At 48.8% G+C, this 25342-nt stretch carries 24 protein-coding genes; all 24 read left to right on the top strand.

Going from position 1 to position 25342, the window contains the following annotated elements; genetic code table 11:
- Positions 1-63 precede the first annotated feature (63 nt).
- On the top strand, positions 64-291 hold the full coding sequence (locus K364_RS24515) for a hypothetical protein (protein ID WP_035269749.1): 228 nt from the start codon (positions 64-66) through the stop codon (positions 289-291).
- On the top strand, positions 288-998 hold the full coding sequence (cpaB, locus tag K364_RS0116095) for a Flp pilus assembly protein CpaB (RefSeq protein WP_028308866.1): 711 nt from the start codon (positions 288-290) through the stop codon (positions 996-998). The genes K364_RS24515 and cpaB overlap by 4 nt, the downstream gene beginning before the upstream one ends.
- Entirely contained in the window at positions 988-1725 is a 738-nt protein-coding gene (locus K364_RS0116090; protein ID WP_028308865.1) for a CpaE/TadZ family protein, read from the top strand. The genes cpaB and K364_RS0116090 overlap by 11 nt, the downstream gene beginning before the upstream one ends.
- Positions 1722-3125, top strand: a complete 1404-nt coding sequence (locus K364_RS0116085) for an ATPase, T2SS/T4P/T4SS family (protein WP_028308864.1) — start codon at positions 1722-1724, stop codon at positions 3123-3125. The genes K364_RS0116090 and K364_RS0116085 overlap by 4 nt, the downstream gene beginning before the upstream one ends.
- Before the next feature lie 2 nt (positions 3126-3127).
- On the top strand, positions 3128-4039 hold the full coding sequence (locus K364_RS0116080; RefSeq protein WP_028308863.1) for a hypothetical protein: 912 nt from the start codon (positions 3128-3130) through the stop codon (positions 4037-4039).
- Between the two features lie 11 nt (positions 4040-4050).
- Positions 4051-4956, top strand: a complete 906-nt coding sequence (locus K364_RS27365; protein WP_242841725.1) for a hypothetical protein — start codon at positions 4051-4053, stop codon at positions 4954-4956.
- 52 nt (positions 4957-5008) lie between these two features.
- Positions 5009-5260 carry a hypothetical protein gene (locus K364_RS0116070; protein WP_242841724.1) on the top strand — a complete coding sequence of 84 codons (252 nt, stop codon included), beginning with the start codon at positions 5009-5011 and terminating at the stop codon, positions 5258-5260.
- A 94-nt stretch (positions 5261-5354) separates the two neighbouring features.
- A complete protein-coding gene (locus tag K364_RS0116065) occupies positions 5355-5564 on the top strand; it encodes a hypothetical protein (RefSeq protein ID WP_028308860.1) in 210 nt (69 codons plus the stop codon).
- Between the two features lie 46 nt (positions 5565-5610).
- On the top strand, positions 5611-6096 hold the full coding sequence (locus K364_RS0116060; RefSeq protein WP_028308859.1) for a DUF4320 family protein: 486 nt from the start codon (positions 5611-5613) through the stop codon (positions 6094-6096).
- Between the two features lie 25 nt (positions 6097-6121).
- The gene (locus K364_RS0116055) at positions 6122-6607 is read left to right on the top strand and encodes a TadE/TadG family type IV pilus assembly protein (RefSeq protein ID WP_028308858.1); all 486 of its coding nucleotides are present in this window, start codon (positions 6122-6124) and stop codon (positions 6605-6607) included.
- Positions 6604-9747 carry a DUF8195 domain-containing protein gene (locus K364_RS0116050; RefSeq protein WP_028308857.1) on the top strand — a complete coding sequence of 1048 codons (3144 nt, stop codon included), beginning with the start codon at positions 6604-6606 and terminating at the stop codon, positions 9745-9747. The genes K364_RS0116055 and K364_RS0116050 overlap by 4 nt, the downstream gene beginning before the upstream one ends.
- A 2-nt stretch (positions 9748-9749) precedes the next feature.
- Positions 9750-10166, top strand: coding sequence for a prepilin peptidase (locus tag K364_RS0116045; protein WP_035269747.1), 417 nt, complete (start codon positions 9750-9752; stop codon positions 10164-10166).
- 22 nt (positions 10167-10188) lie between these two features.
- Positions 10189-10278, top strand: a complete 90-nt coding sequence (locus K364_RS26765) for an LPXTG cell wall anchor domain-containing protein (RefSeq protein WP_156946500.1) — start codon at positions 10189-10191, stop codon at positions 10276-10278.
- A gap of 68 nt (positions 10279-10346) precedes the next feature.
- Entirely contained in the window at positions 10347-10955 is a 609-nt protein-coding gene (locus K364_RS0116035; RefSeq protein WP_028308855.1) for a hypothetical protein, read from the top strand.
- Between the two features lie 11 nt (positions 10956-10966).
- On the top strand, positions 10967-11266 hold the full coding sequence (locus tag K364_RS0116030) for a hypothetical protein (protein WP_028308854.1): 300 nt from the start codon (positions 10967-10969) through the stop codon (positions 11264-11266).
- A gap of 13 nt (positions 11267-11279) precedes the next feature.
- A complete protein-coding gene (locus K364_RS27720) occupies positions 11280-19118 on the top strand; it encodes a DEAD/DEAH box helicase family protein (protein WP_028308853.1) in 7839 nt (2612 codons plus the stop codon).
- An 11-nt stretch (positions 19119-19129) separates the two neighbouring features.
- Entirely contained in the window at positions 19130-20080 is a 951-nt protein-coding gene (locus K364_RS0116020; RefSeq protein WP_028308852.1) for a DUF3991 and TOPRIM domain-containing protein, read from the top strand.
- Between the two features lie 143 nt (positions 20081-20223).
- Complete coding sequence (locus K364_RS0116015) at positions 20224-20988, top strand: type IV toxin-antitoxin system AbiEi family antitoxin domain-containing protein (protein ID WP_028308851.1); 765 nt, start codon at positions 20224-20226, stop codon at positions 20986-20988.
- Positions 20975-21925, top strand: coding sequence for a nucleotidyl transferase AbiEii/AbiGii toxin family protein (locus K364_RS0116010; RefSeq protein ID WP_035269742.1), 951 nt, complete (start codon positions 20975-20977; stop codon positions 21923-21925). The genes K364_RS0116015 and K364_RS0116010 overlap by 14 nt, the downstream gene beginning before the upstream one ends.
- 158 nt (positions 21926-22083) lie before the next feature.
- Entirely contained in the window at positions 22084-22209 is a 126-nt protein-coding gene (locus K364_RS27645) for a hypothetical protein (protein WP_277995602.1), read from the top strand.
- Positions 22210-22483: 274 nt separating this feature from the next.
- Entirely contained in the window at positions 22484-22822 is a 339-nt protein-coding gene (locus tag K364_RS0116000; RefSeq protein WP_028308849.1) for a plasmid mobilization protein, read from the top strand.
- The gene (locus tag K364_RS24505) at positions 22812-23168 is read left to right on the top strand and encodes a hypothetical protein (protein WP_207640876.1); all 357 of its coding nucleotides are present in this window, start codon (positions 22812-22814) and stop codon (positions 23166-23168) included. Before K364_RS0116000 ends, K364_RS24505 begins: the two co-directional genes overlap by 11 nt.
- Positions 23169-23170: 2 nt before the next feature.
- Positions 23171-24568, top strand: coding sequence for a relaxase/mobilization nuclease domain-containing protein (locus K364_RS0115990; protein ID WP_028308848.1), 1398 nt, complete (start codon positions 23171-23173; stop codon positions 24566-24568).
- Positions 24519-25337: a PcfB family protein gene (locus K364_RS0115985; protein WP_028308847.1), complete on the top strand. Its 819-nt coding sequence runs from the start codon at positions 24519-24521 to the stop codon at positions 25335-25337. Before K364_RS0115990 ends, K364_RS0115985 begins: the two co-directional genes overlap by 50 nt.
- Positions 25338-25342 lie beyond the last annotated feature (5 nt).

Raw genomic sequence — 25342 nt, 5'->3', positions numbered from 1 at the left:
CGAAAAAAGAAATATTTCCGCCGGCTGGTAATACCATGAAATTCTATATGGAAGGAGCCCTTTATGAAACAGACAACACAAAAGAAACCCAAAACCTTCCGTACCTTGATTCGGCGAATCCACATCACCCGCAAAGCAGTATGGGAGGAAAGTAATGAGCCTGCTGTAAGGAGAAAGGACGAAAAGCAGAAAAACCACCCGCCTTTTTTTTCGGCCCGTAATGACGCTTTCTGTGAAAACACAGGGAGCTTTTTTAATTCATCACAACGGAAGGAGGCAAAAAGAGTTTGAAGATATTGAAAAACCGGATATTTCTAAGTACCCTCTGCATCATTGTGGCAGCAGCCGTTTCCTTTGTGCTTCTGCCAAGGTTTTACGAGAATAAGGACGCAACCGTAATGGTACTGCGGGCAGTAGAGGATATCCCTGTAGGCACCAGGATAGAGGATAAACACCTTGTCCAGGCAGAAGTTGGAAAACTAGGCCTGTCGGAGGACGTAATCAATGACAAGTCCCAAATTGTTGGTAAAATCGCACAAGCCGACATTTTCAAAGGGGACTATTTTTCCCAAAAAAAGCTCGGCGAATATCTTGCCGATGAAAAGCTGGACCATATAGCCAAAAACAATCAGCGACTTATCACCATCAGCGTACCAAGCATCGCCGCAGGGCTTTCCTCCCATCTGCAAAGTGGTGATTTCGTGACGGTGGCCGTGTTTATAACTAAGGCATCCGACGGTCAAAGCGCCTCTCCACAGGTAATCCTGTATCCTGAACTGAAAGGACTGGAGGTTTACAGTGTGGAAAATGCCCGTACACAAAGCACTGCTCAAGTCCGGGAGCAACAAGCGGAAGGCCAGTCATCCTCCGGTGACCCCGTACCTAAAGCCGTAACCCTAGTTGCCACCGAAGCCCAGGCCACAAAGCTCATCGAAGCCGAATATACGGGGAAACTGCATCTAATCTTTGAGAAAAGGGGTGCAAGCCATGAGCGGTAAAATCATTGCCGTTTGGGGAGGCAGCAATAGCGGGAAAACCACCTTTGCAGTGAATCTGGCCTGCGCCCTTTCCACCCGTGACCGTCTGGTGGGCCTTGTATCCTCCAATTTGACCTGCGGAGATCTTCAAATCTTTTTCGGTCAGAGCATTCCCCCCCAAAAGGGACTGTTTCAGGCTTTGAATGAGGATAATCCCAACATCGGAGAAAAATTTACGGAATACGGGGAAATAAAAAATTTGTTTTTCCTGTCCGCACCCACCCACTATACCGGGCTTCTCTGCGATGCCGTTACCCTCCGGGAAGCGGAACGGATGATGAATGCCGCATCCCTGGTTTTTGATATTCTCATCGTGGATGGAGCCGCAGAGGTGACCAATCCGGTATCCGGCGTGGGACTGTGGCTGGCCGAAAGGATATATACCCTGCATAAGCCGTCCATGGCGGCGCAAATGTGGCATGAAGGCGTTTCGGATTTTGTACGGGAGCTGCATATTGCCGACAAGCAGACCCATATCCTACAGCTTCCTAACGGCGAGTTTGATGACAAGACCTATCGAAGCATGACGGAACTTCCTTTTGCCTATGAGCTGCCCTATATAAAACGGGCAGGTGAACTGGAAAACGTCGGGACGCCTATCTATTTCTTTCAAGACAGAACATGCAAGCGCTACGGCAAGGTACTGGAGCAAATAGCAAAGGGAATCTGCGGAGGTGAAGCATCGTGAACAACAGGTTTTCCGTCAACGACCTGATTTACCGGGCCAACAAGCGACGCTCCGACAGCAGAGAAAGCAATTTGGAAGCCCAGGACTACGGTGAAATTCTGGATAAGCTGCAGCGGATCATTGCCAAGAACCATTCCGCAGAACTGGCACAGGTGCTGTATTCGGAAGAAGCCGAGGGCAAGCTCAAGGATCTGATCATGCGCTACCTGAACAGTGAGCATATGGTGGCAAAGGGCATTCAGAACATTTCCGAGTTGGTGGATATGATCTACGATGATATGGCCGGCTTGGGGCTTTTATCCCCCTACCTCCAGGACAGTGACGTGGAGGAAGTCAACGTTAACGGCTATAACGGCATCTGGGTGCTGTACAAGGACAAAAAGGTGCGGCTGTCAAACACCTTCGGCAGCCCGGAGGCTTGCGCCAACATCGCCAAAAAAATGAGCCGGTTCGGGAATGTTATATTGGACGGCAGCAAGCCCATCGGAGACAGCTTTATCGCACGGGGCATCCGCATGTCGGGAGCCATTGAGCCCTGTGTCGATCCCGATGCCGGAGCCATCGCTTCGGTCAGAAAGCAAAAGCCGTCCTACATCACAAGGGAAAACCTCATCGGCTGGGAAACAGCCACGCCGGAGGAATTAGACCTGCTTACGCTCTGCGTCAATAACGGCATATCGGTGGCCATTGCCGGAGCCACCGGCAGCGGGAAAACCTCTGACATGGGATATATTTTGAGTTGCATCTCAAAGGACAAAAGGATAATTACAATTGAAGATACCCGTGAATTGACCCTGGCGCAGTTTGATGATAACGATGTGATGGTAAACGACGTAATTCATCTTCTCACAAAGGAAGAACCCAACCCCATTACCATGCTGGATTTGTTGAAGCTCTCCCTGCGGCTTCATCCCACCGTTCTTGTTCCCGCCGAAATGAGAGGAAAAGAAGCCTTAACGGTGCAGGAGGCCGGACGGACGGGACACACCATCGTCAGCACGCTGCACGCCAACAGCGCCAGATCCGCTTATGACAGAATCCTGACCATGTGCCTGGAAGCTGGGACCTCCCTGTCGGAGGAAAGGCTCTTGAAAAACATCGTGGAAGCCTTTCCCATTATGCTTTTCAAAATGCAGCTCCCCGACAAATCCCGCAAATACATGGAAATCTTTGAAGCCACGGGAGTAAAGGACGGTGAGGTCACCGGCAGCACCCTTTTTAAATTCGTGGTAGACCACTATGAAAAGGACGAAACCGGAAGGATTACAAAGGTCATAGGAAACCACCGGCGTATGGAAAACATTTCTTACGCTCTTGCCGAACGCTTGCTGGTCAATGGCGTTGAGCTGACAGAAATCCGCCGTTTTGCGGGCAGCGGGTACAGCCCGGAAGGAGGTTAGAAATGAGCATTCAAATATCCCTTATCCTGGTATTTGCTCTCATCAGCGTGTCGCTTTTCCTCCTGTTGGGACTGAGCCCCTTTACAACAGAGCAGAACCCGCTGAAAAAACGACGTCTATACCTGGCGGGGGCAAAGCTGAAAATCACCGAGCGGATTGCCATCCGGTTTCAAACCCTGTTCAGGCAAACCGGATGTACTCAAAAGAAATATTTAGTTATGACAGGCGCGTCAGTAGCAGGCGGATTTTTGGCCGGGCTTATGCTGTTTAACAGTGTCGAGCTGGCGGCAGTAATGTCGGTATGCCTGACCCCTGTCCCCTTCTTCTACCTGACCGTAAAAAGCGCCACAGCCGCGCGGGAGGAAATCGAGGGGCTGGAAAACACCGTGTCTATCATCACCAATGCCTATGCAGGGTGTGACGACATCATCAAAGCCGTGGAAACTTATGTGGAAGAAAAAAACCGGTACATCCCGGCTCACCTGAGAAGTCCGACGGCCTTTGACGAATTTGTATCGGAAATCAAGCTCATCAACCCGAATGTAGAACACGGATTGTACCGTCTGGCGGCAAAGATCAAAAACCGATATTTTGCCGAGTGGGCAAAAATGCTCATCCTCTGCTATCACGACCGGCGGTTGAAATTTGCTTTGTTTCCCATCATCAAAGCCATGAACGACGCAAAGTCCATGCAGATCGAAAGCGATGGCATGATGGTCCGAGTCTGGCGGGATTACCTGATGACGGTGGGATTAATGTTCAGTGTCATCCCTATGATGCGCTTTTCCAACGCAGAATGGTTTTCCATCCTGACCCAAACCACCATCGGCAAGCTACTGATTGTTATTATGCTGCTGACCGCACTTGCGACGGCATTTTATGTGATGAAGATTACCAAACCCGTTAACAGATAGGAGGTTCCAAGTTGTTTTATCAGATCATTGTCTTTGTCCTGCTGACTGCGGCAGGATTTTTAATTTGCAGACAACTGCTTAAAATTCCGAAGCTGAGCATGAAGAAAAATATCAAAAATCTGCAAACCGAAAAGGAGAAACCGGGCCAAAGGCTGTTAAACCGCTTTGTCATGCCCCTTGTCAAGCCGGTATCCCGATGGATCAGGCTTGATCCAGCAAGGGAAGCGAAGCTGGCGTCCACGCTAAGACGCGGAGGGATTGACCTCACACCCAGGGAATATCGAGCCAGGGCACTTATCTGCGCTTCCTTCACCCTTCTGCTCCTGGTTCCGCTTTTGGCAGTCGGGGCAAAAAGCATTGTGCCCGTCATTCTCATTTTTTCCATTGTGGTCTATTTCCATTTTACGACGGACTTTAAAGATAAACTAAAAACGAAAAAGGCACTTATCGAAGCGGAACTTCCAAGCTTTGTCCGTTCCATCCTGTATAAGCTGGACGATATCCGGGAAGGCAGCCAAAAAACAGTCGTGCAGGTCGATTTGATCCAGATATTCGAGGATTACCTAATGGTTGCAAGCGATGTGTTCCGCTACGATGTTTCGGTTTTGGTCATGGAGATGAAGGTCAAGAATATTGAAACAGCCCTTCGGAATTTCAATGAACGCATCGGCCTTACGGACGTGTCCTTTTTGGTCAATGCCCTTATCGGACTGTACCGAGGCGAGCATCAGGGCGAAGCGCTAGCCTATCTTGCCCGAGATATGGACGTCAAAGCTAAGGAAGCCTTAAAGAAAAAGCTGAATAAGCTGCCCGGCAAAATCAAAATAGCGTCCATCCCATTGGTGGCTGTAACCCTGGCCACCTTGCTCTACGTTATCGGCTCCCACCTAATCAGGTCAATGGGGAGCCTTTTTTAATGTGAAAACGGGGCAACCCTTTTTCAAAATACATTTTCAGGAGGTATGACCCATGGAAAACAAAACAACCGCAATCCAAATCACCGGAGAAAGGAGGGAAAATACCATGAAGAAAAGAATCGCCAACACTCTTTCAAGTGCCAGAGGACTTCTAAAAAGCGAGTCCGGCGACCAAATGACCGGCTGGCTCATTGTTGTCCTGATCGTGGTAGTTGTGGGTGCAGTATTTATGACGCTGTATCAGGATTCAATCACCACTATCTGGAACAATATCGTCACTAAAATTACCGGCCTTTTGAGTTAACAGTATTTAAAACCGAAAGGCAAAAACACCGGGGGGAGCATCGCTCCCCTTTCCCATGAAACCAAGATAAAAAAACGATATGGAGGTATTTATTATGATGGCAACTTTAAAAAACAGAATTCGCATGGCAGGACTAAAAACCATGAACGTATTGGCAAACAAATCCGGCGACCAGATGACCGGCTGGCTTATCGTCGTCTTGATTGTCGTGGTAGTAGGCGCAATGTTCATGACATTGTATCAAGGCTCCATCACCACCATCTGGAACAGCATCGTCACCAAGATCACCGGCTTATTAAGCTGATGGCAGCATTGCCGGGTATATTTACTCACAGGGGAGGTGCAAGCAGATGAACAGGAAGCACCGGGGCATACGGGGGAGAAATTCTCCCCCTCAGCCTTTTAAAAAGCTGCTTTTGGGTAGAAAGGGCAGCGCCTATTACGAGCTGATTATCAAGACGCTGGTGGTGATTACGCTCATGGCCACAGTGATGTCCTTTCTAAGTATCTTTACCGCCTATTTGAACTTGAACCATATGTGCCGCCGTGTTGTCCGGGTGGTTGAGCTGGAGGGACAGGTATCGAACAACGCCTACGACGTCTTTTACCGGCTGAAGGAGCAGACCGGCCTTTCGCCGGAAATGACCATCGAGAATGTGGAGTATTGCGACGGAATCCAAAAAATCCAACTGCGGGATACCTTTACTGTGACGATGACAGACAGCTATGCCTTTACCCTATTCAAACCGTCCTTTACGCCGCCTGTTCAGATCAATATCCCCATGAAAGTAAGCATCACCGGTATGTCGGAAAAATACTGGAAGCTATCAGAATGAAAATGCCGGAAAGGAGGGAAAATCTGTGGGCAATTTTAAACGCATTATGAACAACCAGAAGGGCGACGCTTTTGTGTTTATCCTCATCCTCGTCTTTTTTATTCTCACCCTTGCCGCTATCCTGATCGAATACTTCCGCATGGAAAGTCTTTACCAGCAAGTTGAATACGTGCTCCAGCGCGGGGTAAACGACTCTGTAGAATACGCCATGCTCGACGAATACCGAAGAGACGGCTATTCACGGATGGACAGCGCCCTTGCCGAGGAAACGCTGTACGAATATTTGCATGAAAGCATGGGACTGAACCCGGAAATGGACAAATATGCCAATGGGCAATGGGTTTATGAGCTTGAAATTGAAAGCCTGGAGGCCACCGATGACCCACCCTGGCTGACGCTGAAAGGGACACTGAAAACCCGCAGCATTTTCGGCTTCCTGACCGGCAAGGTTCGGCTTCCCTTTACCATCTCCAGCGTCAACAACAGAATCGAGAAAGGAGGTTCCGAATGAAACGAAAGTATATTTTAGCCATGCCGCTTGTATTTATATGCTGTCTGCTCTTTTCCGTCAAGGCGTTTGCCGCATCGAACAGCGACATTGAAATCAATGTCACTTCTCCCATAGACAGCCTGCAAAGCGAAAGCGGCGTGGTTGCCGTGGAGCAATTCCCGGCACAAATTCCCGTGAGCGTCACAGCAAAAACCGGTACGCTCACAAGGGTTCAATTGGAGTATGGCGGCCATAGCCGGGAGATAACGCCGGAATATATTCTGACCGTCGAAAGCAAGGAGGCTTGCGGTCCTTATACCATCACCGCCAAAACGGATCAGGGAGCCGTCCTCACCGTCACGGCCAATGTGGTATTTCAAGTCAAAGCCATTTATGACACCCGCTACCGCACCATAGGCATGAACGTAAAGGAAATCTATGAGGGCGAAACACTGCTGAAATCCTTTCAAGAGCCACAGCGTATCGATCTTGTGAACGCCAATACCGTTGCCGACCACGAGCAGGAACGGATTGCCGGTTGGATTGATAAATATGACGGAGGTACTTACACGCTAAAGGGTAGTCTGGTCGTGGAAATTTACGGTTTTTCTTCCGGCAAGCTCTATGGAACCTATGATACGAACATGGATTTTGAACCATTGACTACCTGCTATAGCTGGACGGAGAAAGCCCTCATTGCCTTTGAAACCATGCGAAACACGGAAACCACCTATCAGGCTCCGGTAAAAATAAACATTGATGCAACCTGGTGTGATGAAAGCAAGCAAGAGGTTTATGGAAAGCTCTCAGCCCAGGACAAGGGAGTGCCGGAGCTTCTTTTCCCATATCAGACCACCTCCGTCACCTTTTCCAAGGACGACATCCTCCTGTCCCGCAATTTTATCTATTGCGGTCTTGAATGGGACTACACACCGGAGAGCGCCGAATATACCGACGGAGAAAGTAGTACACAGACCTCTATTACGCAAAAAATTAATTACAAAATTCCCACCGCAGACTTCTATTTCAAGTTCAAGGCTTGTGACGGAAACGACCTGTCGGTTGCCATCCGCGCCCCTGCCACGGTTTACCGGGGGGACAGCTATTCCTTCACCGTAGTTTTTATGAACAGCGGAAATAGTCTGGCTTATGATGTACCACTCAAAGGCACGGTGGACGATGACCTGATCAAAGAGATTCCTGCCGTGCAGGACTTCTCACCCAATGAGAGCAAAACCTACACCATCAAACGCAAGGCCGACACTTCTGCTGATGTGATAAACCTGTTGGCGAACATCGGTGTACCGGAGGGCTTTATCGACGGCAATCTCGCCAACAACACAGCCACGGCAATCATCAAAATCATTGAGGAACCTGCACCGGAACCTGAAAAAACGCCTGACCCTGGCAATAATCCCGACCAGCCGGATATCCCGAATAATCCCCCGGATCAGCCGCCTGACTCACCGAAGCTTTGCGACTTGTCGGCAAGCATTCTTGCGCCGTCCACCGTATATGAATATGAGAACTACAGCTATACCGTGAGCTTTACCAACCAATCCGGTACGGAACTGAAAAATGTGCTGTTGCGGGGGACAAACAACGATACCGCTTTGGCACAAATTCCGAAAGCTTACAGTTTCAATCCCAGGGAGACAAAATCCTTCACCATTACAGGCACGGCGGGAAACGCGGGCGAGATATATAACCTGTGGGCCAATATTACAACGCCGAACGGCTTCCGTGACGATAATCCAGCCAACAACACCGCCGTTTCAAAAATCACGGTAGTGAAAAAGCCTTCCGGCAATCCCGACAATCCGCCTGATAATCCTAACAACCCACCGGACAATCCGGACAATTCTAATAATCCCGACAACCCACCTGATAACCCGGACAATCCCGATAACCCAGACAATCCGGATGTACCTTCGGAAAAGCTGTGCGACATATGGGCTAACCTATCCTGCCCGCCCATGGTTTACGAGCAGGAGGAATACAGCTTTACCGTGTATTTTGCCAATTCCACGGACAAAGCGCTGTCGGGAGTGAGTTTAAACGCTTCCATTGACAGCAAGGCGGTTTTGACAGTGCCATCCACTGCAAATTTCAAAGCCTATGAAACCAAAGCTTACGTCGTCAAAAGCACGGCGGGAGAAAAAGGCACAACCATTCATTTGGCGGCACAGGTATCACCGCCTACAGATTACAGGGATAGCAACACCAGCAACAACCAAGCGGCAGCGGAAATCATGGTGGTAGAACGTCCCTATGACCTGGATGTACAGCGGATAACGCCCGACCAATACAAGGAAAACCAGACGGTCATCAGTACCATCAAGGTATCCAACAAAGGAAGCCTGGACTTTACGCCGGGGCAAAAGGTTTCCGTCCTGTTTGAAATCCCGGAGCTTTCGATCAAAAAGCGTGTTGATGCCGTGGTCATGGAGCAAGACACCTGGAACGTCGTATCGCTCAAATGGAATACCCCCAATGTCCAAGCTGATAAAAACATCACTCTGATCGCCACCATCAACCCCGATAAAGTATTAGACAATGAAACCACTGCCGCCAACAACACCTATACCCAAAATGCCGTCATCAAAAATGTAGCCTATGATGAGCCGGAAGAAAGCAGGACCGTCCCCGCACCGCCGCAAAGAAGCGACCAGCCAAAAGTGACGTGGTGGGAGCAACGCTATGAAAACGGCCAATTTGTATGGCGGCAGTTTTATGCCGAACTGAAAGTCACTGCCGCACTGGACTACGACACTAAGGCAAAGGGCTATCTCAAATCTGGCTACGGCTTTACCATCAGCATTACTGCTACCATAAACACCAATTACGACAGGCCGGAGCTGATTACCGCCGCCCAGACGGCGGAAGTCTATCTGCCGCAGTACCGCTATGAAACATCCGTACCGTTGATGTCCAACAGTACGAATCATTTTACTTTCCGGGAGAATCCCAGCTCACCGTTCCGGTACAAAAAGCAATATGTTCCAACCTGGTTCCCCGACAACATGGATTATATCGTGCAGCTTTTGGTTACCGACGTGCACACCCCGGGAGGGACCTTATCCAAGTGGGTTACCGGAGGAGAGCTAAAAATTTATGTGGTGGACAGCATGTACGATGATGATGTCACCACGGGGAATTGATAATGGCCACGCTGTTATGCGCCATTCCCATACTTTGGGCAGCAGTAATGGATTATAGAAAGCGGATTATTCCGGATTGGACATGGATAGCTATTTTCTTGATTGGAGCTGCATCCGCTTTTCTGCTGCCATATCCAGCCTTACTTGAGCGGATTGTCGGATTTCTGCTGCCGGGATTGTGCCTGTTTTTCCTTGCCGCCAAGTTTGGAGGTGTTGGAGGCGGCGACATTAAGCTCACGGCGGCAATGGGCTTTTGCTTTGGTCTGTTCTCTCTTGCGGTCATTCTCTTTATTGCTTTGCTTCCCGCCTGTATTTATGCAAAGGCGACAAAACAAAAAAGCGTCCCGTTGGCCGTATTTTTGAGCATTGGTTTCTTCACGTATGCCGGGGCTCTTTTTATATATGAACTCATTTGCTGATTAAGTTGAAGGAGGTGATTTTGTGGAACTGAAAGCGATACTGGCCATCGTGCTCTGTCTTGTAATTGTCGGTGGTGCGGTGTATTTGCACATTAAGCGGAAAAAGAAATAACGGCAGGATGGCAAAAGGGACGGCACCGTCCCTTTTCGTCTTCCTCATAGATTGGAGTGGAAATATCGATGGATGAAGAAAAACGCATGGTGGATACCTACGAGGTAAAACACGCCATTCATGTTGGAGATAAAGAAATCCTTTTTACACTGGATGATACCAAAACCGATTATCCGTACATGGTATGCAATTGCACCTGGGATAACCCGTTGGGCATCGATCACTATTTTAATGCCTCAGCAAGTGCGGACTACGTGGAAATGATGACAGAATTTACCGACCGCGTACAGGCACAGCTTGAAGCGATCAAAGCGGAACGGGACAAAATCACCGTTCCCCTGCAGCCTTTCGTGCTGGAGCATTGTATCCCGAATGATTACGGAGAGAGTATTGAAAACAAGGTGGCGGTCATCCGTCCGGAGCGCCTGCGTCCTGAATACCGTACTGCCGACAAACAGCTCGTGCTGGCCACAGGCGGCTTTGGCTCTCATGCCAATTCCCGGGGCCGCACTGTCTACACCGTCAACCTATACTCCGGAAAGGAATCGCGCTGGAACCGGGAGGATATTTTGGGCACCATCAAGCCAGAACATATGCCCGATTGGGCAAAGGAACGGCTCAAGCAGATACAGACCGAAAGGCAGGTAAAGCAGAAAAAATATGAGCAGGAACGTTAGGAGGTTTGAACATGGAAAAGGAAATCAATGCAGGTTATGTCATCACCGACCGACTGACCGTGGGAAATGCGGAATTTGTAATCGGTCTGCGTGATGAAGCACCCGCAAACTTTGTGACGTGGAAATGCAGAAAGGGTGAAAAGGAATATTTCTGGGGGCATTACATGAATGACCGCCTGACCGCACTTGAGGATTTATGTAACCGGGCGTTGGATGAAGTCCATTATTTAAAAAGTCTCCAGCAGGAAAAGGATACACCCGAAAAACCAGTACAGCAGCCCCAAAAGAAAAGGTACGAGCCGGAACGATAAGGAGGGATAAACGTTGGCAACGAAGCTGCAACTGATTACAGAGCTTTCGGAAAGGACGGCTCAAAGCGCCACAAGAAATCCTGTCAACTGGACTTCCTTTCTGAAAACGGCAGCATGGAATTACAAATATCCGTTTCAGGATCAGCTTTTGATTTATGCGCAGCGTCCCGATGCGACTGCCTGTGCTCCCATTGAGCTATGGAATCAGAAGTTTGGCAGATGGGTAAACCGAGGCGCGAAGGGCATCGCCCTCATCGACGACAGCGGAAGCCGTTTAACTTTGCGACATGTGTTCGATGTGTCGGACACCAACAGCCGCTATAACCGCCCCGTTGCGCTTTGGGCGATGCAGGATAGATATGCGGAGTCCGTGAAGGAAACGTTGGAAAGCACCTTTGGTGAGCTTGAAGAAAAAAAAGATATTGTGACCGCCTTAATCTCTGCCGCCCGCAATGCCGTGGATGATAATTTCCCCGACTATCTCTCTGATCTGATGTACTTTAGGGAAAATAGCTTTTTGGAAGAGCTGGACGACCTGAATGTGGAAGTAATCTTCAAGGAAATTCTCAAGATTTCCGTGGCTTACATAGCATTAGTCCGCTGCGGCTATCCTGCCGATAAATACCTGAGCTTTGAGGATTTTCAAGGCATTGTGAATTTCAATACGCTGGATACCATTTCGCGCTTGGGTGCGGCCACAAGTGATATTTCCGAAATGGTTTTAAAGGAAATCGGGGCAACGGTCAAGGAACTGCAAAAAGCGGAGAAAAAACAAAACCGTACCTTTGCAAAAAATCAGGATGTACATCACAATGAAAACGTAAAGCAAAACAGTAATTCTGAAAGGGATGGTAAATATGGAACTGACCTACACGCAGAAGGGCGATTATCTGATACCCGACCTGATGCTGCCGAAGGAAGAAACGCACATCGGCAAATATGGGATGTTGCGCAAAACATATCTGAAAAACTACCGGAAAGGGATGTACGCAAGCCTGATGCTATCGGGCAAACTGAACAGCCACCTATCGGAAATCGACCGGACAGCGAAGGAGCGCATCGAACAGATCACAGCGAAGCTCTTACAGAGCAGTCCCGCCCCGGACAAGGCGACCGACCCGATGGTCTGGACAGGACACATGAACAACCTACGGCACTCAGCGGAGGAGTCGGTGCTGGCGGAGATGATTTACAATTAACATGGTACGACAGAGAAACGGAGGACAAAAGTCTTCCGTTTTTTCATTCTACGCCGCTTATCAATGAACTCCTGCGCTCTACCCCGCACTTGAAGGCAACCAAGCAAGAAATCGTAGACTTTTATGCCGTTCACGAGGATAGCAACGAGCGTACCGAATACATCAAAAACATTTTTAATAATGACTATACAGAACTGATAGTCAACGGAGATCATCGCGTCGGGTACAAGACCTACCAAAATGTTCTCCATCTTTGGGAGGGCAGCTACGCCGCAAGAACATCACAGAGTTACTATGATTGGGGCGTCATTGCCGGTCACTTCGGCAGTATGATTCTGCTGGGTGAATTCCTTGATGAACCGCCGGCATTGCCGTCAGTGCAGCAGCAAATTACCTTGATCGAACAGACGGAGGAAGAAAAATCCTCCGCTTTTTCTATTCCTCAGGAAGCCATTGATACGGTTTTGCGGCAGGGAAGCGGTGTGCAGGACGGAAAGTTCCGGATTTATCTGCACTTTCAGCAAAACGCCTCTGCGAAAGAAAATATTGACTTCTTGAAAAAGGAATACGGTATCGGCGGGCGAGCACCTGCCCTGACAGGCACCGATATTCATGAATGGCACGACGGCAAGGGCATCACCCTCACCAGCGGAAAAATCATGGGGCCGGACGCAAAAATTGTATTGCCCTGGGCAAAGTTGCAAAAACGCATTGGCGAATTGATTACCACCGATCGCTACTTAAACAGCAAGGAAAAGGAATATCTGCCCGTTTATGAACAGCAGATGGAGGAACGCCGCCAACAGCTTGCCGAGCAAACCTATGCCCGCGAAATCCTGAACCGGGAACCGGCTCCCTCCGAACCAAAGCCGCCGTCACGAAAGAATGCGAAATATGCCTTCTCACTTGGCGACACGGTGTATCTCGACACGGACGAATACGAGATTTTATCCTTTGACAGTGGCAAGGTGCTGCTCCGCGACATCAGTTTTCCGCTGTTCAGCAAGGAACTGGCGCGGGATGACTTTGACCGGATGCTGCGGGAGAATCCCTTGAATGACCATCTTATTGCAGCCGGGAAAGTACCAGAGCAACAAGCCGAAGAAAAAAAGGGAACACCATCCCCCCGTGCGCTATACCAGGCGTACCTGCCTCAAATCGTCAACAGGATACGAACCGACGAGATCTACCCTTACCTTCGGGACAGGGATACCGACCCCGACAGTGCCGAATGGGAACTGGGCAGCGCCATCGACCGCATTGTCCTTTCCATGCGGGAGGAGCATCCGGCTTTTTATGAAGCCTATACCACCCTGCCGCAGTTTAAGGAATGGCTTGCCGAGGATGTGTTCCAACGAACCTACCAGGATTACCTGACGGAAAAAAGGGACATCGTTACTTTTCATGCCGACGACCCCGATGCACCGGAATGGGTGAGGGCAACCGGCGATGTGACCATCACCCACGAGGGCAATACCGTCACCAGCGACAGCGGCAGCGAGAGCGAAAAAACCTATATGGAATTTGACTTGGAGTTTCCGGACGGTCAAGCCGGGGAAGCGGAAAAGAAACCAGCCGAAGAAAAAATTGCCGTGGGCGTGGAGCTTTCCATTGAGGACCGGCGCTATGCCATCGATAGCATCGACGAGGAAGCCGGTACGGTCAGTCTGCGGGACATCACCTTCCAGCGCAACACGGGCTTTCCCATTTTCCGCAGCGAAAGCATCGAGTTTGTGCGCGGCGTTTTGGAACAGGCCAAAGAACCCGTATGGCGAAAAACACAGGATGGCGAAGTATCTAAAGTCATCATTGACCTCCAGCCAGCAGCCCCTAAGCAGCCCCGCGTCAATTTCCGTATCACCGACGATGAATTAGGGCATGGAGGCGCAAAGACCAAATACGGCTGGAATGTCGCCGCCATACGGCTCTTGAACCAACTGGAAGAACAAAACCGCTTTGCCACTCCAGAGGAACAGGAAATCCTTTCCCGGTATGTGGGATGGGGCGGCCTGCCGCAGGTATTTGATGAACAGAATAGCCAGTGGGCGAAGGAATACTCCATGCTTAAGGAGCTGCTCACTGATGAGGAATATACATCCGCGAGGGCCTCCACCTTAAATGCCCATTATACTTCCCCCACCGTCATCAAGGCCATGTATGCCTGCCTTGCCAACATGGGCTTCCAGACCGGCAATATTCTGGAACCCGCCTGCGGCATCGGCAACTTTTTCGGCCTTGTGCCGGAGAGCATGAAAAACTCCAAGCTGTATGGTGTGGAACTGGACGGCATCACAGGCCGGATTGCCAAACAGCTATATCAAAACGCCAGCATCGCAGTGCAGGGCTTTGAGGAAACCAACCTGCCCGATAGCTTTTTCGACCTGGCTATCGGCAATGTGCCCTTCGGCAGCTACGGTGTGGCGGATAAAAAGTACGACAAGTACAAGTTTTACATCCACGACTACTTTTTCGCCAAAACGCTGGATAAGGTGCGCCCCGGAGGCATTGTTGCCTTTATCACCTCCAAGGGCACGATGGATAAACAAAACCCCGAAGTCCGCAAGTACATCGCACAGCGGGCCGAGCTTCTAGGGGCCGTCCGGCTTCCCAACGATACGTTCTTTGCCAACGCCGGAACGGAAGTCACCACCGACATTCTGTTCCTGCAAAAGCGTGACAGGGTAATCGACATTGAACCAGATTGGGTGCATCTCTCCACCACCAAGGACGGCATCCCCGTAAATCGCTATTTTGCCGACAATCCCGAAATGGTGCTGGGCATATTGGCCTACGACGACCGGATGTACGGCAACAAAAGTGAAACCACCTGTATGCCCTATGAAGGTGCTGACCTCGCAGAGCTCTTGCGCGAGGCGCTGGAAGACATCCATGCGGAAATTACCGAGTATGAACTGGAGGATGTAACCGAGGATGTGGGCACCTCTATCCCGGCAGATCCGAATATCCGTAATTTCAGTTATACCGTTATGGATGGCGCAATCTACTACCGCGAAAACAGCCGGATGAACCGCGTGGAAACCTCTGTCACAGCGGAGGGCCGGATCAAGGGCATGATTGCTATCCGGGACTCAGTCCGCGAACTCATTGAATACCAGACCGAGGATTACAGCGACGAAATAATCCAGGAACAGCAGTGCAAGCTGAACCGTCTATATGACACTTTTGTCGCAAAATACGGACTTTTGAACAGCCGCGGCAACAACATGGCTTTTTCCGACGACAGCTCCTACTGCCTGCTCTGTTCTCTGGAGATTCTCGACGAGAACGGCGAGCTGGAGCGAAAGGCCGATATGTTCACCAAACGTACTATCCGGCAACGCACGAACGTTACCCATGTGGATACCGCCACTGAAGCACTGGCGATCTCCATCGCAGAAAAAGCCTGTGTGGACATGGGCTTCATGCAGAGCCTGACAGGGCTTTCTGAGGAACAGCTTGTAAAAGACTTGGAAGGCGTCGTGTTCCTTAATCCTGAAAAGCTAGACAATACAGGAAAGCCGATGTTTGAAACGGCGGATGCTTATCTCTCCGGCAACGTCCGGGAAAAGCTGAAAACCGCCCGGCAATTTGCCGAAATGCACCCTGACACCTACGGTGTGAATGTTACGGCACTGGAAGCAGTGCAGCCAAAGGACCTGAACGCCTCTGAAATTGATGTACGCCTCGGTGCGACCTGGCTTCCACCGGATGTGGTTAAGGACTTCATCTTTGAACTTCTGGAAACTCCGTATATGTACAGGCGCTACATCGATGTTTTTTATTCCACCTATACCGCCAATTGGAACGTCAAGGGCAAAAACGACGACCGCAGCGGAAACATTAAGGCCGTTATGACCTATGGCACCAGCCGTATTAATGCCTACAAGATAGTCGAAGAAACCCTCAATCTGCGGGATGTGCGGATCTTTGATACCGTCTATGAGGACGGTGTTGAGAAGCGTGTGCTTAACAAAAAGGAAACCGCCATCGCCCAGCAAAAACAGGAGGCCATCAAGGAGGCATTCCAAAGCTGGATATGGAAAGACCCTAAACGCCGGGAACGTCTGACAAGGCTCTACAACGACCGCTTCAACTCCATCCGTCCCCGCGAATACGACGGCAGTCATATCCGGTTTACAGGAATGAATCCGGAAATCACCCTGCGCAAACATCAGGTAGATGCGGTGGCGCACATCCTATATGGCGGCAACACCTTACTGGCTCACTGCGTGGGTGCGGGCAAGACCTACGAAATGACGGCTGCAGCAATGGAAAGCAAGCATCTGGGGCTTTGCAACAAGAGCATGTTTGTGGTGCCGAACCACCTGACCGAACAATGGGCCGGAGAGTTTTTGCAGCTCTACCCGTCTGCTAACATCCTTGTGGCGACGAAAAAGGACTTTGAAACTAAAAACCGCAAGAAGTTTTGTGCGAGAATCGCCACTGGCGACTATGACGCGGTGATTATAGGCCACAGCCAATTTGAGAAAATCCCCATCTCTGCGGAGCGCCAAAAACAGCAGTTGCAGGAGCAGATTGCGGAGATTACCAGCGGGATTCAGGAACTGAAAGAGGAAAAAGGCGAGCGTTACGCCATCAAACAGCTTGAAAAAACCAAAAAGACTCTGAAATTAAAGCTGGATAAGCTCAACGATACCAGCCGAAAAGACGATGTGGTAACGTTTGAAGAATTGGGCGTTGACCGACTCTTTGTTGATGAGGCAGATTTTTATAAAAATTTGTTCCTCTACACCAAAATGAGGAACGTGGCAGGTCTGTCCCAGACCGAGGCGCAGAAGTCCTCCGATCTGTTTGCCAAATGCCGCTACCTGGATGAATTGACCGAGGGGCGCGGTATCATCTTTGCCACGGGAACACCTATTTCCAACAGTATCACCGAGATGTATACCATGCAGCGGTATCTGCAGTACGAAGCTCTGCGTAAAAACGGACTCCAACATTTTGATTGCTGGGCAAGTACATTCGGGGAAACCGTTACGGCCATTGAGCTTGCGCCGGAGGGAACTGGCTACCGGGCCAAAACAAGGTTTGCACGGTTCTATAACCTCCCGGAACTCATGAATATGTTCAAGGAAATCGCGGATATCAAAACTGCGGATATGCTAAATCTTCCTGTACCGAAAGCTAACTACCACAATGTGGCTGTGAAACCCAGCGTATTCCAGCAAGACATGGTGTCCGAGCTTGCCGAGCGCGCCGAACGGGTACGCGCCAAGCTGGTAGAACCCTATGAGGACAATATGCTTAAAATCACCAACGATGGCCGCAAGCTGGCCCTTGACCAGCGACTGGCCAATCCCATGCTGCCCGACCACGAAGAAAGCAAGGTAAACGCCTGCGTGGACAATATCTTCCGCTTCTGGCAGGAAAACAACGATAAGAAATTGACACAACTTGTGTTCTGTGACCTGTCCACACCTAAAGGTGACGGAAATTTCAATGTGTACGAGGATGTGCGCCAAAAACTCATCGCACGTGGAGTCCCCGCCGACGAGGTTGCCTTTATTCACGATGCCAACACGGAGACCAAGAAAAAGGAGCTGTTTGCCAAAGTCCGTAAGGGACAGGTACGTGCCCTGTTAGGCTCCACCTTTAAGATGGGGGCCGGAACCAATGTTCAGGACCGATTGATTGCGCTTCATGACCTGGATTGCCCGTGGCGGCCAAGAGATTTGGAGCAGCGCTCCGGACGTATTGTGCGGCAGGGTAACAAAAATGACGAGGTGCATATCTTCCGGTATGTGACGGAAAACACCTTCGATGCTTACCTTTACCAGATACTCGAGAACAAGCAGCGGTTTATCAGTCAGATTATGACCAGCAAATCCCCTGTAAGAAGCGCCGAGGACATTGACGAAACAGCGCTTTCCTATGCTGAGGTGAAGGCGCTGGCTACTGGCAATCCCTATATAAAAGAAAAGATGGATCTGGATATTCAGGTGTCTAAGTTGAAGCTTTTGAAGGCGAATCATTTAAGCCAGCGTTACGCTTTGGAAGACCGGTTGCTCAAACACTACCCACAGCAGATCAAATCCACCGAGGAACGGATTGAGGGTTATGAAAAAGACCTTTCCCTGTATGAGCAGCATAGCACATTGAAAACTATCGATGGCATCACAGAGGAAAGCAAATTTGCGGGCATGACGGTCAAGGGAGTTTCGTACCCCGAAAAGGCACAGGCGGGCGCGGCCATCCTTGAAGCCTGCAAGCTGATGACCACGCCGGAGCCGCAGGAGCTGGGCAGCTACATGGGATTTCCGATGCTGTTTTCCTTTGATGGATTTAATAAGCAGTATCAAATCACCCTACGGGGCGCTCTCAGTCATACGTTCACTTTGGGTACAGACATCCACGGCAATATCACAAGACTCAATAACACTCTTGCCGAAATACCAAAGAAGCTGGAATATTGCCAAGAACAGTTAAAAACGCTCCACCAGCAGATGGAAACGGCTAAAGAGCAAATCGACATTCCCTTTGAGAAGGAGCAAGAGCTTCAAACCAAATCTGCGCGGCTTGCAGAGCTGAACATTTTGCTCAACATGGATAAACATGAAAACGAGATGATCGACGGCGAGCCGGATGAGGACATAGATGTACCGGAAAAAAAAGCCGTGGGCTACGAAAGATGAGGTGAAAAAACATGCCTTATGTAACACCGGAGCAGATTGAGCGCTCAAAGCGAATGGATCTGCTGACTTACCTGCAATATTATGAGCCGCAGGAGCTGGTGCGCTTTTCCGGCAACGTCTATACCACACGTACCCATGACAGCCTGAAAATCAGCAACGGGAAATGGTGCTGGTGGTCGCGCAACATCGGCGGGCGTTCTGCCCTGGACTATCTCATCAAGGTACGGGGCATGACGCTCCCGGAAGCGGTACTTCAGATAGACGGACAGTCAGCGGTCATGCCGCCTGTTTCGCCAAAGGTGCAGAAACCTGTTGAGCCTAAAAAACTGCTCCTGCCTGAGAAAAATGAAAACAATGACCACGTGATTACCTACCTCATGGGGCGCGGCATTCACCGGGAGATTATAGACTACTGTATCCGGACCAAACAGCTATATGAAAGCCGTGATTATCACAACGCCGTCTTTATCGGTTTTGACCGGCATGGCGTTCCCAAATATGCTACTCTCCGTGGAACTTTTGGCAAACGGTTTATGGGGGAAGTGAACGGAAGTGACAAGCACTTCTCCTTCTCTATCCCAGCCAGGAACGAATGCCGCAAACTGCACTTATTTGAAAGCGCTATTGATTTATTATCCCATGGTACGTTGGAACTGCTTTCCGGTAAGGACTGGCGGCAGGAAAATTGCCTGTCCCTTGCGGGAATCTATATGCCGAAAAAGATTATTGAGGAAAGCACCCCACCTGCCGCACTCATGCAATACTTAAAAGACTTCCCACAAATAAAGGAAATCGCTTTACATCTGGACAACGACACGGCTGGACGGCTGGCAGCAAAGACTATCAAGACCCTTCTTTCCTCCTCACTTACCGTTTCCGATGAGCCGCCAAAGCGTGGAAAGGATGTGAACGACTATTTGAAAATTACCTCAAAGATGCGACAGAGACGGGAACGCGAATAGAAAATCATTTTATTTGTGCCTTGCTATCACTGAAATAAAAGCGATAGCAAGATTAAAATAAAAAAATATTTTATTTTACCCTCTGTATGGTTGATTTTTCAGCGACATCATACTAAAATTAAAACAACGGAGGTGGTAAAAATATGAAATACTATGAACAACTATTGGAAAAAGGTTGTTTTACATGGAATGATGTTACTGAGATGGTCGGCAACAGAAACAGTGCCAGCGATCTGATACAGAACTACCTGAAAAAAGGCTATATTCAAAGCGTGAAAAGAAACCTGTATGTTGCTATAAATCTTGCGGACGGCGAGCCAGTTGTCAATCGGTATGTGATAGCCAGCAATTTGACGGAAAGCGCATATATATCTCACCATACTGCTTTAGAATATTACGGATGCACTAATCAGGTGTTTTATGATGTGTATGTATCCTCTGATACAAAGTTTAACACATTTGAATTTAACGGTTTGACCTATCGTTACCAAATGTCCCGTATCAACGATGGTATTGTAAAAAAACCGGACGGCACCCGTGTAACCGATTTGGAACGCACCGTCATAGACAGCATCAACGATTTTGAGAAAATCGGTGGATTGGAAGAACTGCTCCGAAGCCTTGAAATGATGCCATATGCAGATGAAACAAAGCTGCTTTGCTATCTGAAAAGCTACGGCAAACAAATCCTGTTTCAGAAAGCAGGATATATCCTGGAGCATTTCAAGGATTCCCTGAAAATAACGGATACGTTTTTTAAAGCCTGTGAAGCCGAGATCTCAAAAAGTGTTCGATACCTGTACCACGGATTGGAAAAAGAAAAATCCATATATAACAAAAAGTGGAGGCTGTTTGTGCCGGAGCAGCTTTTAGCCCTTATATCGGAAGGAGGCAATGAATTTGTTTGATTATGATAAGCGTAAGCTTGGAAAACAGGCGCGGGAATTAGGGTTTATCCGCGATACATTAGAGAAAGTATTCCGGTTGTCGGAAATACTGAAATATATAAACAGCGACCCGCTGCTACGTGAGAGCCTTGCGCTAAAAGGCGGAACGGCAATCAATATGACTATTTTCAACCTGCCGAGGTTATCTGTAGACATCGACCTTGATTACACACATAATAATTCTCGGGAAGAAATGTTTGAGGAACGCCAAAAAATCTCGGATAGCGTCCTCAAATACATGGTGATGAGCGGATATGAATTAAGCCCTAAATCAAAATCCTACCACAGCCTGGATTCTTATGTGTTTTCCTATGCAAATATTGCTGGCACGAAAGATAATATCAAAGTGGAAATCAATTACTCCCTGCGTTCCCATATTCTGCCCCTGGAGCAAAGGTCAATTGAAACTCTTGGCATACTGGATTCTTTTAAGGTGAAATCATTGGCTTCCATTGAGATCTTTGCAAGCAAGATTGTTGCTCTGCTTACAAGAGCGGCAGCCCGTGATTTGTATGATATTAACAACATGATCTATTTCGGATTGTTTGATGAAACAGAACTCCCTCTGCTTAAAAAATGCGCCATATTCTACTATGCTGTCGGCGGCGAGGCTGTTACTGGAACCTTTAATTTAGGAAAGATTGATGAGTTGACAGAGTATAAGATCCGGACAGATTTATACCCTGTAATCCGAAAAAAGGAGCGGTTTGACCTAACAGCGGCGAAACAACGGGTTATTGGCTACCTGTCAATGTTTTCTGAACTCGGTGATAACGAAGCAGAGTTTTTAAGGGCATTTAAAAACGGTGAATATCATCCAGAGCTGCTTTTTGAGGACGCACAGGTTTTAGAACGCATCCGTAATCATCCGATGGCAATATGGAAAACACGAGAATAAACGGTGATCGAATATATTAATACAAGTAAACTCCATATTGTAACCAATCGGAGTGTTTTTGTACCTTTATGAAGGCTCTTTTGAGCGTCGCTTTTAGACACTGAAAAAATCAGTGTCTTTTTCTTTTGCCCAAAATCAAGAAAGGAGGCTTTGCTTTTATGAAAACCTATCAGGTGGAAATCAAAGAAACGCTTTGCAGACCTAAGAAATGGATGTTCAAAGCAAAAATCAAAAGACCACGGACAGGAGCAATGACCTCCTGCTCTTTCTTTTTCGGCCAGTAATATCTGAAATCAACCGTAACTTTTATGACAACACAAGGCCGCTGTCTTGTGTTGCAGCAAGCACTGAATTTGGTCTCCCAAATTCGCTTGTTAAGGGGATACCCCCTAAAACCCCCACAAAAATACAATCGAAAGTGTGGTGATAACCATAGAAATATTTATGTTGGGCGCACTGATAGGCGGCGTTATCTGTGTGGTCTTTATGTGTCTTTTCCAGATCAACACTCAATACAGAAGGAATGGTGATAAGAATTAAAAGAAAGGAGCTGGAACGATGAGAAAACGAGGTATCCGTGTTCAGGTCTGGCTGAATAAAGAAGAAAATACACGGCTCCACACCAGCGCCAAAAAAGCAGGTCTATCACAGGAAAGCTATCTGCGTACCCTGATCAACGGGTATGTGCCTAAAGAGCTTCCCCCTCCCGATTACTACGTTATGATAAAGGAACTTCACGCTATCGGGAGCAACATGAACCAGATCGCTGCAAAAGCAAACGCCACAGGGCACATTGACCGGACGGTGTTCCAGTATGAAGCCAACCGGCTCCGCAAGGCTGTGCTGGATATTCAGGCGGCGGTAACGTTGCCGGAAAGGAGAAACAATGATGGATAGAATTATTGAGAAGCAAAAAAAGCTGATGCGCCGTATCGAAAAAAATTTCTCGGACTATAAATCATCTGTTTTGAAGCTTGATAAACAGAGCATATTTGATAAAGCTGCCGAAATCGCCGCCATGAAACAGGTGGTGCATTACATGACAAACATTCATGGGTATTATGAAAGGGATATTGATTATCTGCTGAAATTTCAAAACCCATTGGAGCTTGTTGCTGACCACTATAAGTTCAATTTGCAGGCGGAGTTGAATGATGTGATTGCAAGAATTTGCGACACCCAAGACCACACGAGCGATTATCCCCTTATGCCGGAGGCAAAGGCAAAAGAATCGGAGCGATGACAATGGCAACCACAGCGATATGGGATGTAACCGACCGCCTTGACCGGGTAATTGACTACGCTACCAACCCTCAAAAGACAGAGAACCTTGACTTTTCCAGTCCTGACTTTCGAGGCTTGCAAAATGTCTTAGCATACACACAGCAGGATACCAAGATCGAAAAGCAATTCTATGTGACCGGCATCAATTGTGACCCGACCACCGCCTGTGAACAAATGTCGCGGACAAAGCTCCAATTCCAAAAAACAGACGGCATTCTCGCCTTCCACGGCTACCAGTCTTTTGTTCCGGGAGAAGCTACGCCGGAAACTGCCCACGCCATCGGTGTGAAACTGGCGCAGGAACTGTGGGGCGAACGTTTTGAGGTGATTGTTTCCACTCATCTTGACAAGCATCATCTTCATAATCATTTTGTCCTCAATTCCGTATCCTTTACGGACGGCAAGCGGTATTACGACAACAATGCCACCTATTCCCTCATGCGGCAGACCTCTGACCGTCTGTGCCGGGAATACTCCTTATACGTTATCGAAAACCCGCAAAAAGGCAAATCCAGGCATTACGCCGAATGGAAAGCCGAGCAGGAAGACAAACCCACCTGGCGGGGCCTTATTCGTGAGGATGTAGACAAAGTGATTGCTGCGTCGATGACCTTCACACAGTTTATCGCTGCTTTACGCAAGCAGGGCTATGAGGTAAAAACCGGCGTAAAATACATGGCAGTGCGTCCTCCTGGAAAGGAGCGTTTTGTCCGCTTGAAAACCTTGGGAGACGATTACACCGAAGAAGCCATTAAGCAGCGCATCCTGCAAAACCGCACTCCGAAGCGGCCACAAGTCCTGCCCGAACCCCAGAAAAAACGTTATACTATCCGAGGCGGTGCAAGCCTGAAAAAAGTAAAAAAGCTTACTGGCTTGCAAGCGCTCTATTTTCACTACCTTTACAAAATGGGCATCTTGCCCAAGCACCGCGCGTCCAATAAACGGACGCATTTTTTATTGCGCGAGGATATCCGGCACATGGAAGAAATCACCGCTCAAACCAAGCTGCTCTGTACACACCGCATTGAAAACAAAGAGCAGCTTCTCACATTTCGAAACAGCCTGGAGCAGGAAATGGCGGGCTTGTACGACACCCGGAAATCTCTTTACAGCCGAATCCGCCGATGCAAAGATGATGAACAGATGACGGCATATAAGGAACAGATCGCCGGACTTTCGAAAAAGCTGTCCCTGCTCCGGAAGGAGGTGAAGCTATGTGCGGGCATCCTGTCCCGTTCTGAAGAAATGAAGCAGAAACTGCTTCAAGTACAACAGGAAGAAATCCAGCAAAGAAAGGAGGAAAAAGCATATGAACAGCGGAGCCGACGCAGCGGACCAAATCGTCAATATGAGTCTTAAAGGGATTGAGGTGATGGCTAAAATCTCCGGAGAGGGAGCAAAAAACCTTGCCACTTATCTCTATGCCGTTTTGAAAGACCAAAAAAAGACTAAGGGAAAAACCCGTCTGGAAGCACTTTTGCGCAGCGGCAAGGAACTGAAAGTCTTTGCGGTCAAGAACGAAGACCTAAAGAAATTCACTCAGGAGGCCAAACGCTACGGCGTCCTCTATTGCGCCCTCCGTGACAAGAATGATACGGACGGCATGTGCGACATCATGGTACGGACCGAGGATGCCTCCAAAATCAACCGTATTGTGGAACGCTTCAAGCTGGCCACCGTGGATACGGCAAGCATTAAGAGCGAAATTGAAAAATCCAGAGCCGCCAAGCAAGCAGAAAAAGCAGCCGATGAAAAAGCTCCTGCCGAAAAAGAAACGCCCGCTAAAAAAAGTGCAGATGATTTTCTGGACGAACTCATGGCAAAGCCCGAACAGCTGGAGCCGGTAAAGGAGCAGCCCGACAACCCAAACCCCACGACGGCAACGATGGAGAAATCCCATCCGTCCGAGCCTACCTCAGAGCGCAGCGGGAAAGCCGCCGAGGGTGCTATTGAGCCGCCAAGGAGATCCGTTCGCCAAGAATTATGGGAAATTAAGGCCGCTCAAAAGGAACAAGCGGCACAGCCCAAGCGGGAGCCTGCCAGAGAACAGCCAAAAACCACAAAACAGAATGTCAAACCCAGCAGACAGCAAAACAAATCCAAAAAACCAAAATCGAAAGCGAGGTAAGTTTT

It is taken from the genome of Desulfitibacter alkalitolerans DSM 16504, assembly GCF_000620305.1.
GTDB lineage: Bacteria > Bacillota > DSM-16504 > Desulfitibacterales > Desulfitibacteraceae > Desulfitibacter > Desulfitibacter alkalitolerans.
Note: the sequence above shows the minus strand (reverse complement) of the source record. Positions and strands in the feature narration are given on the sequence as shown.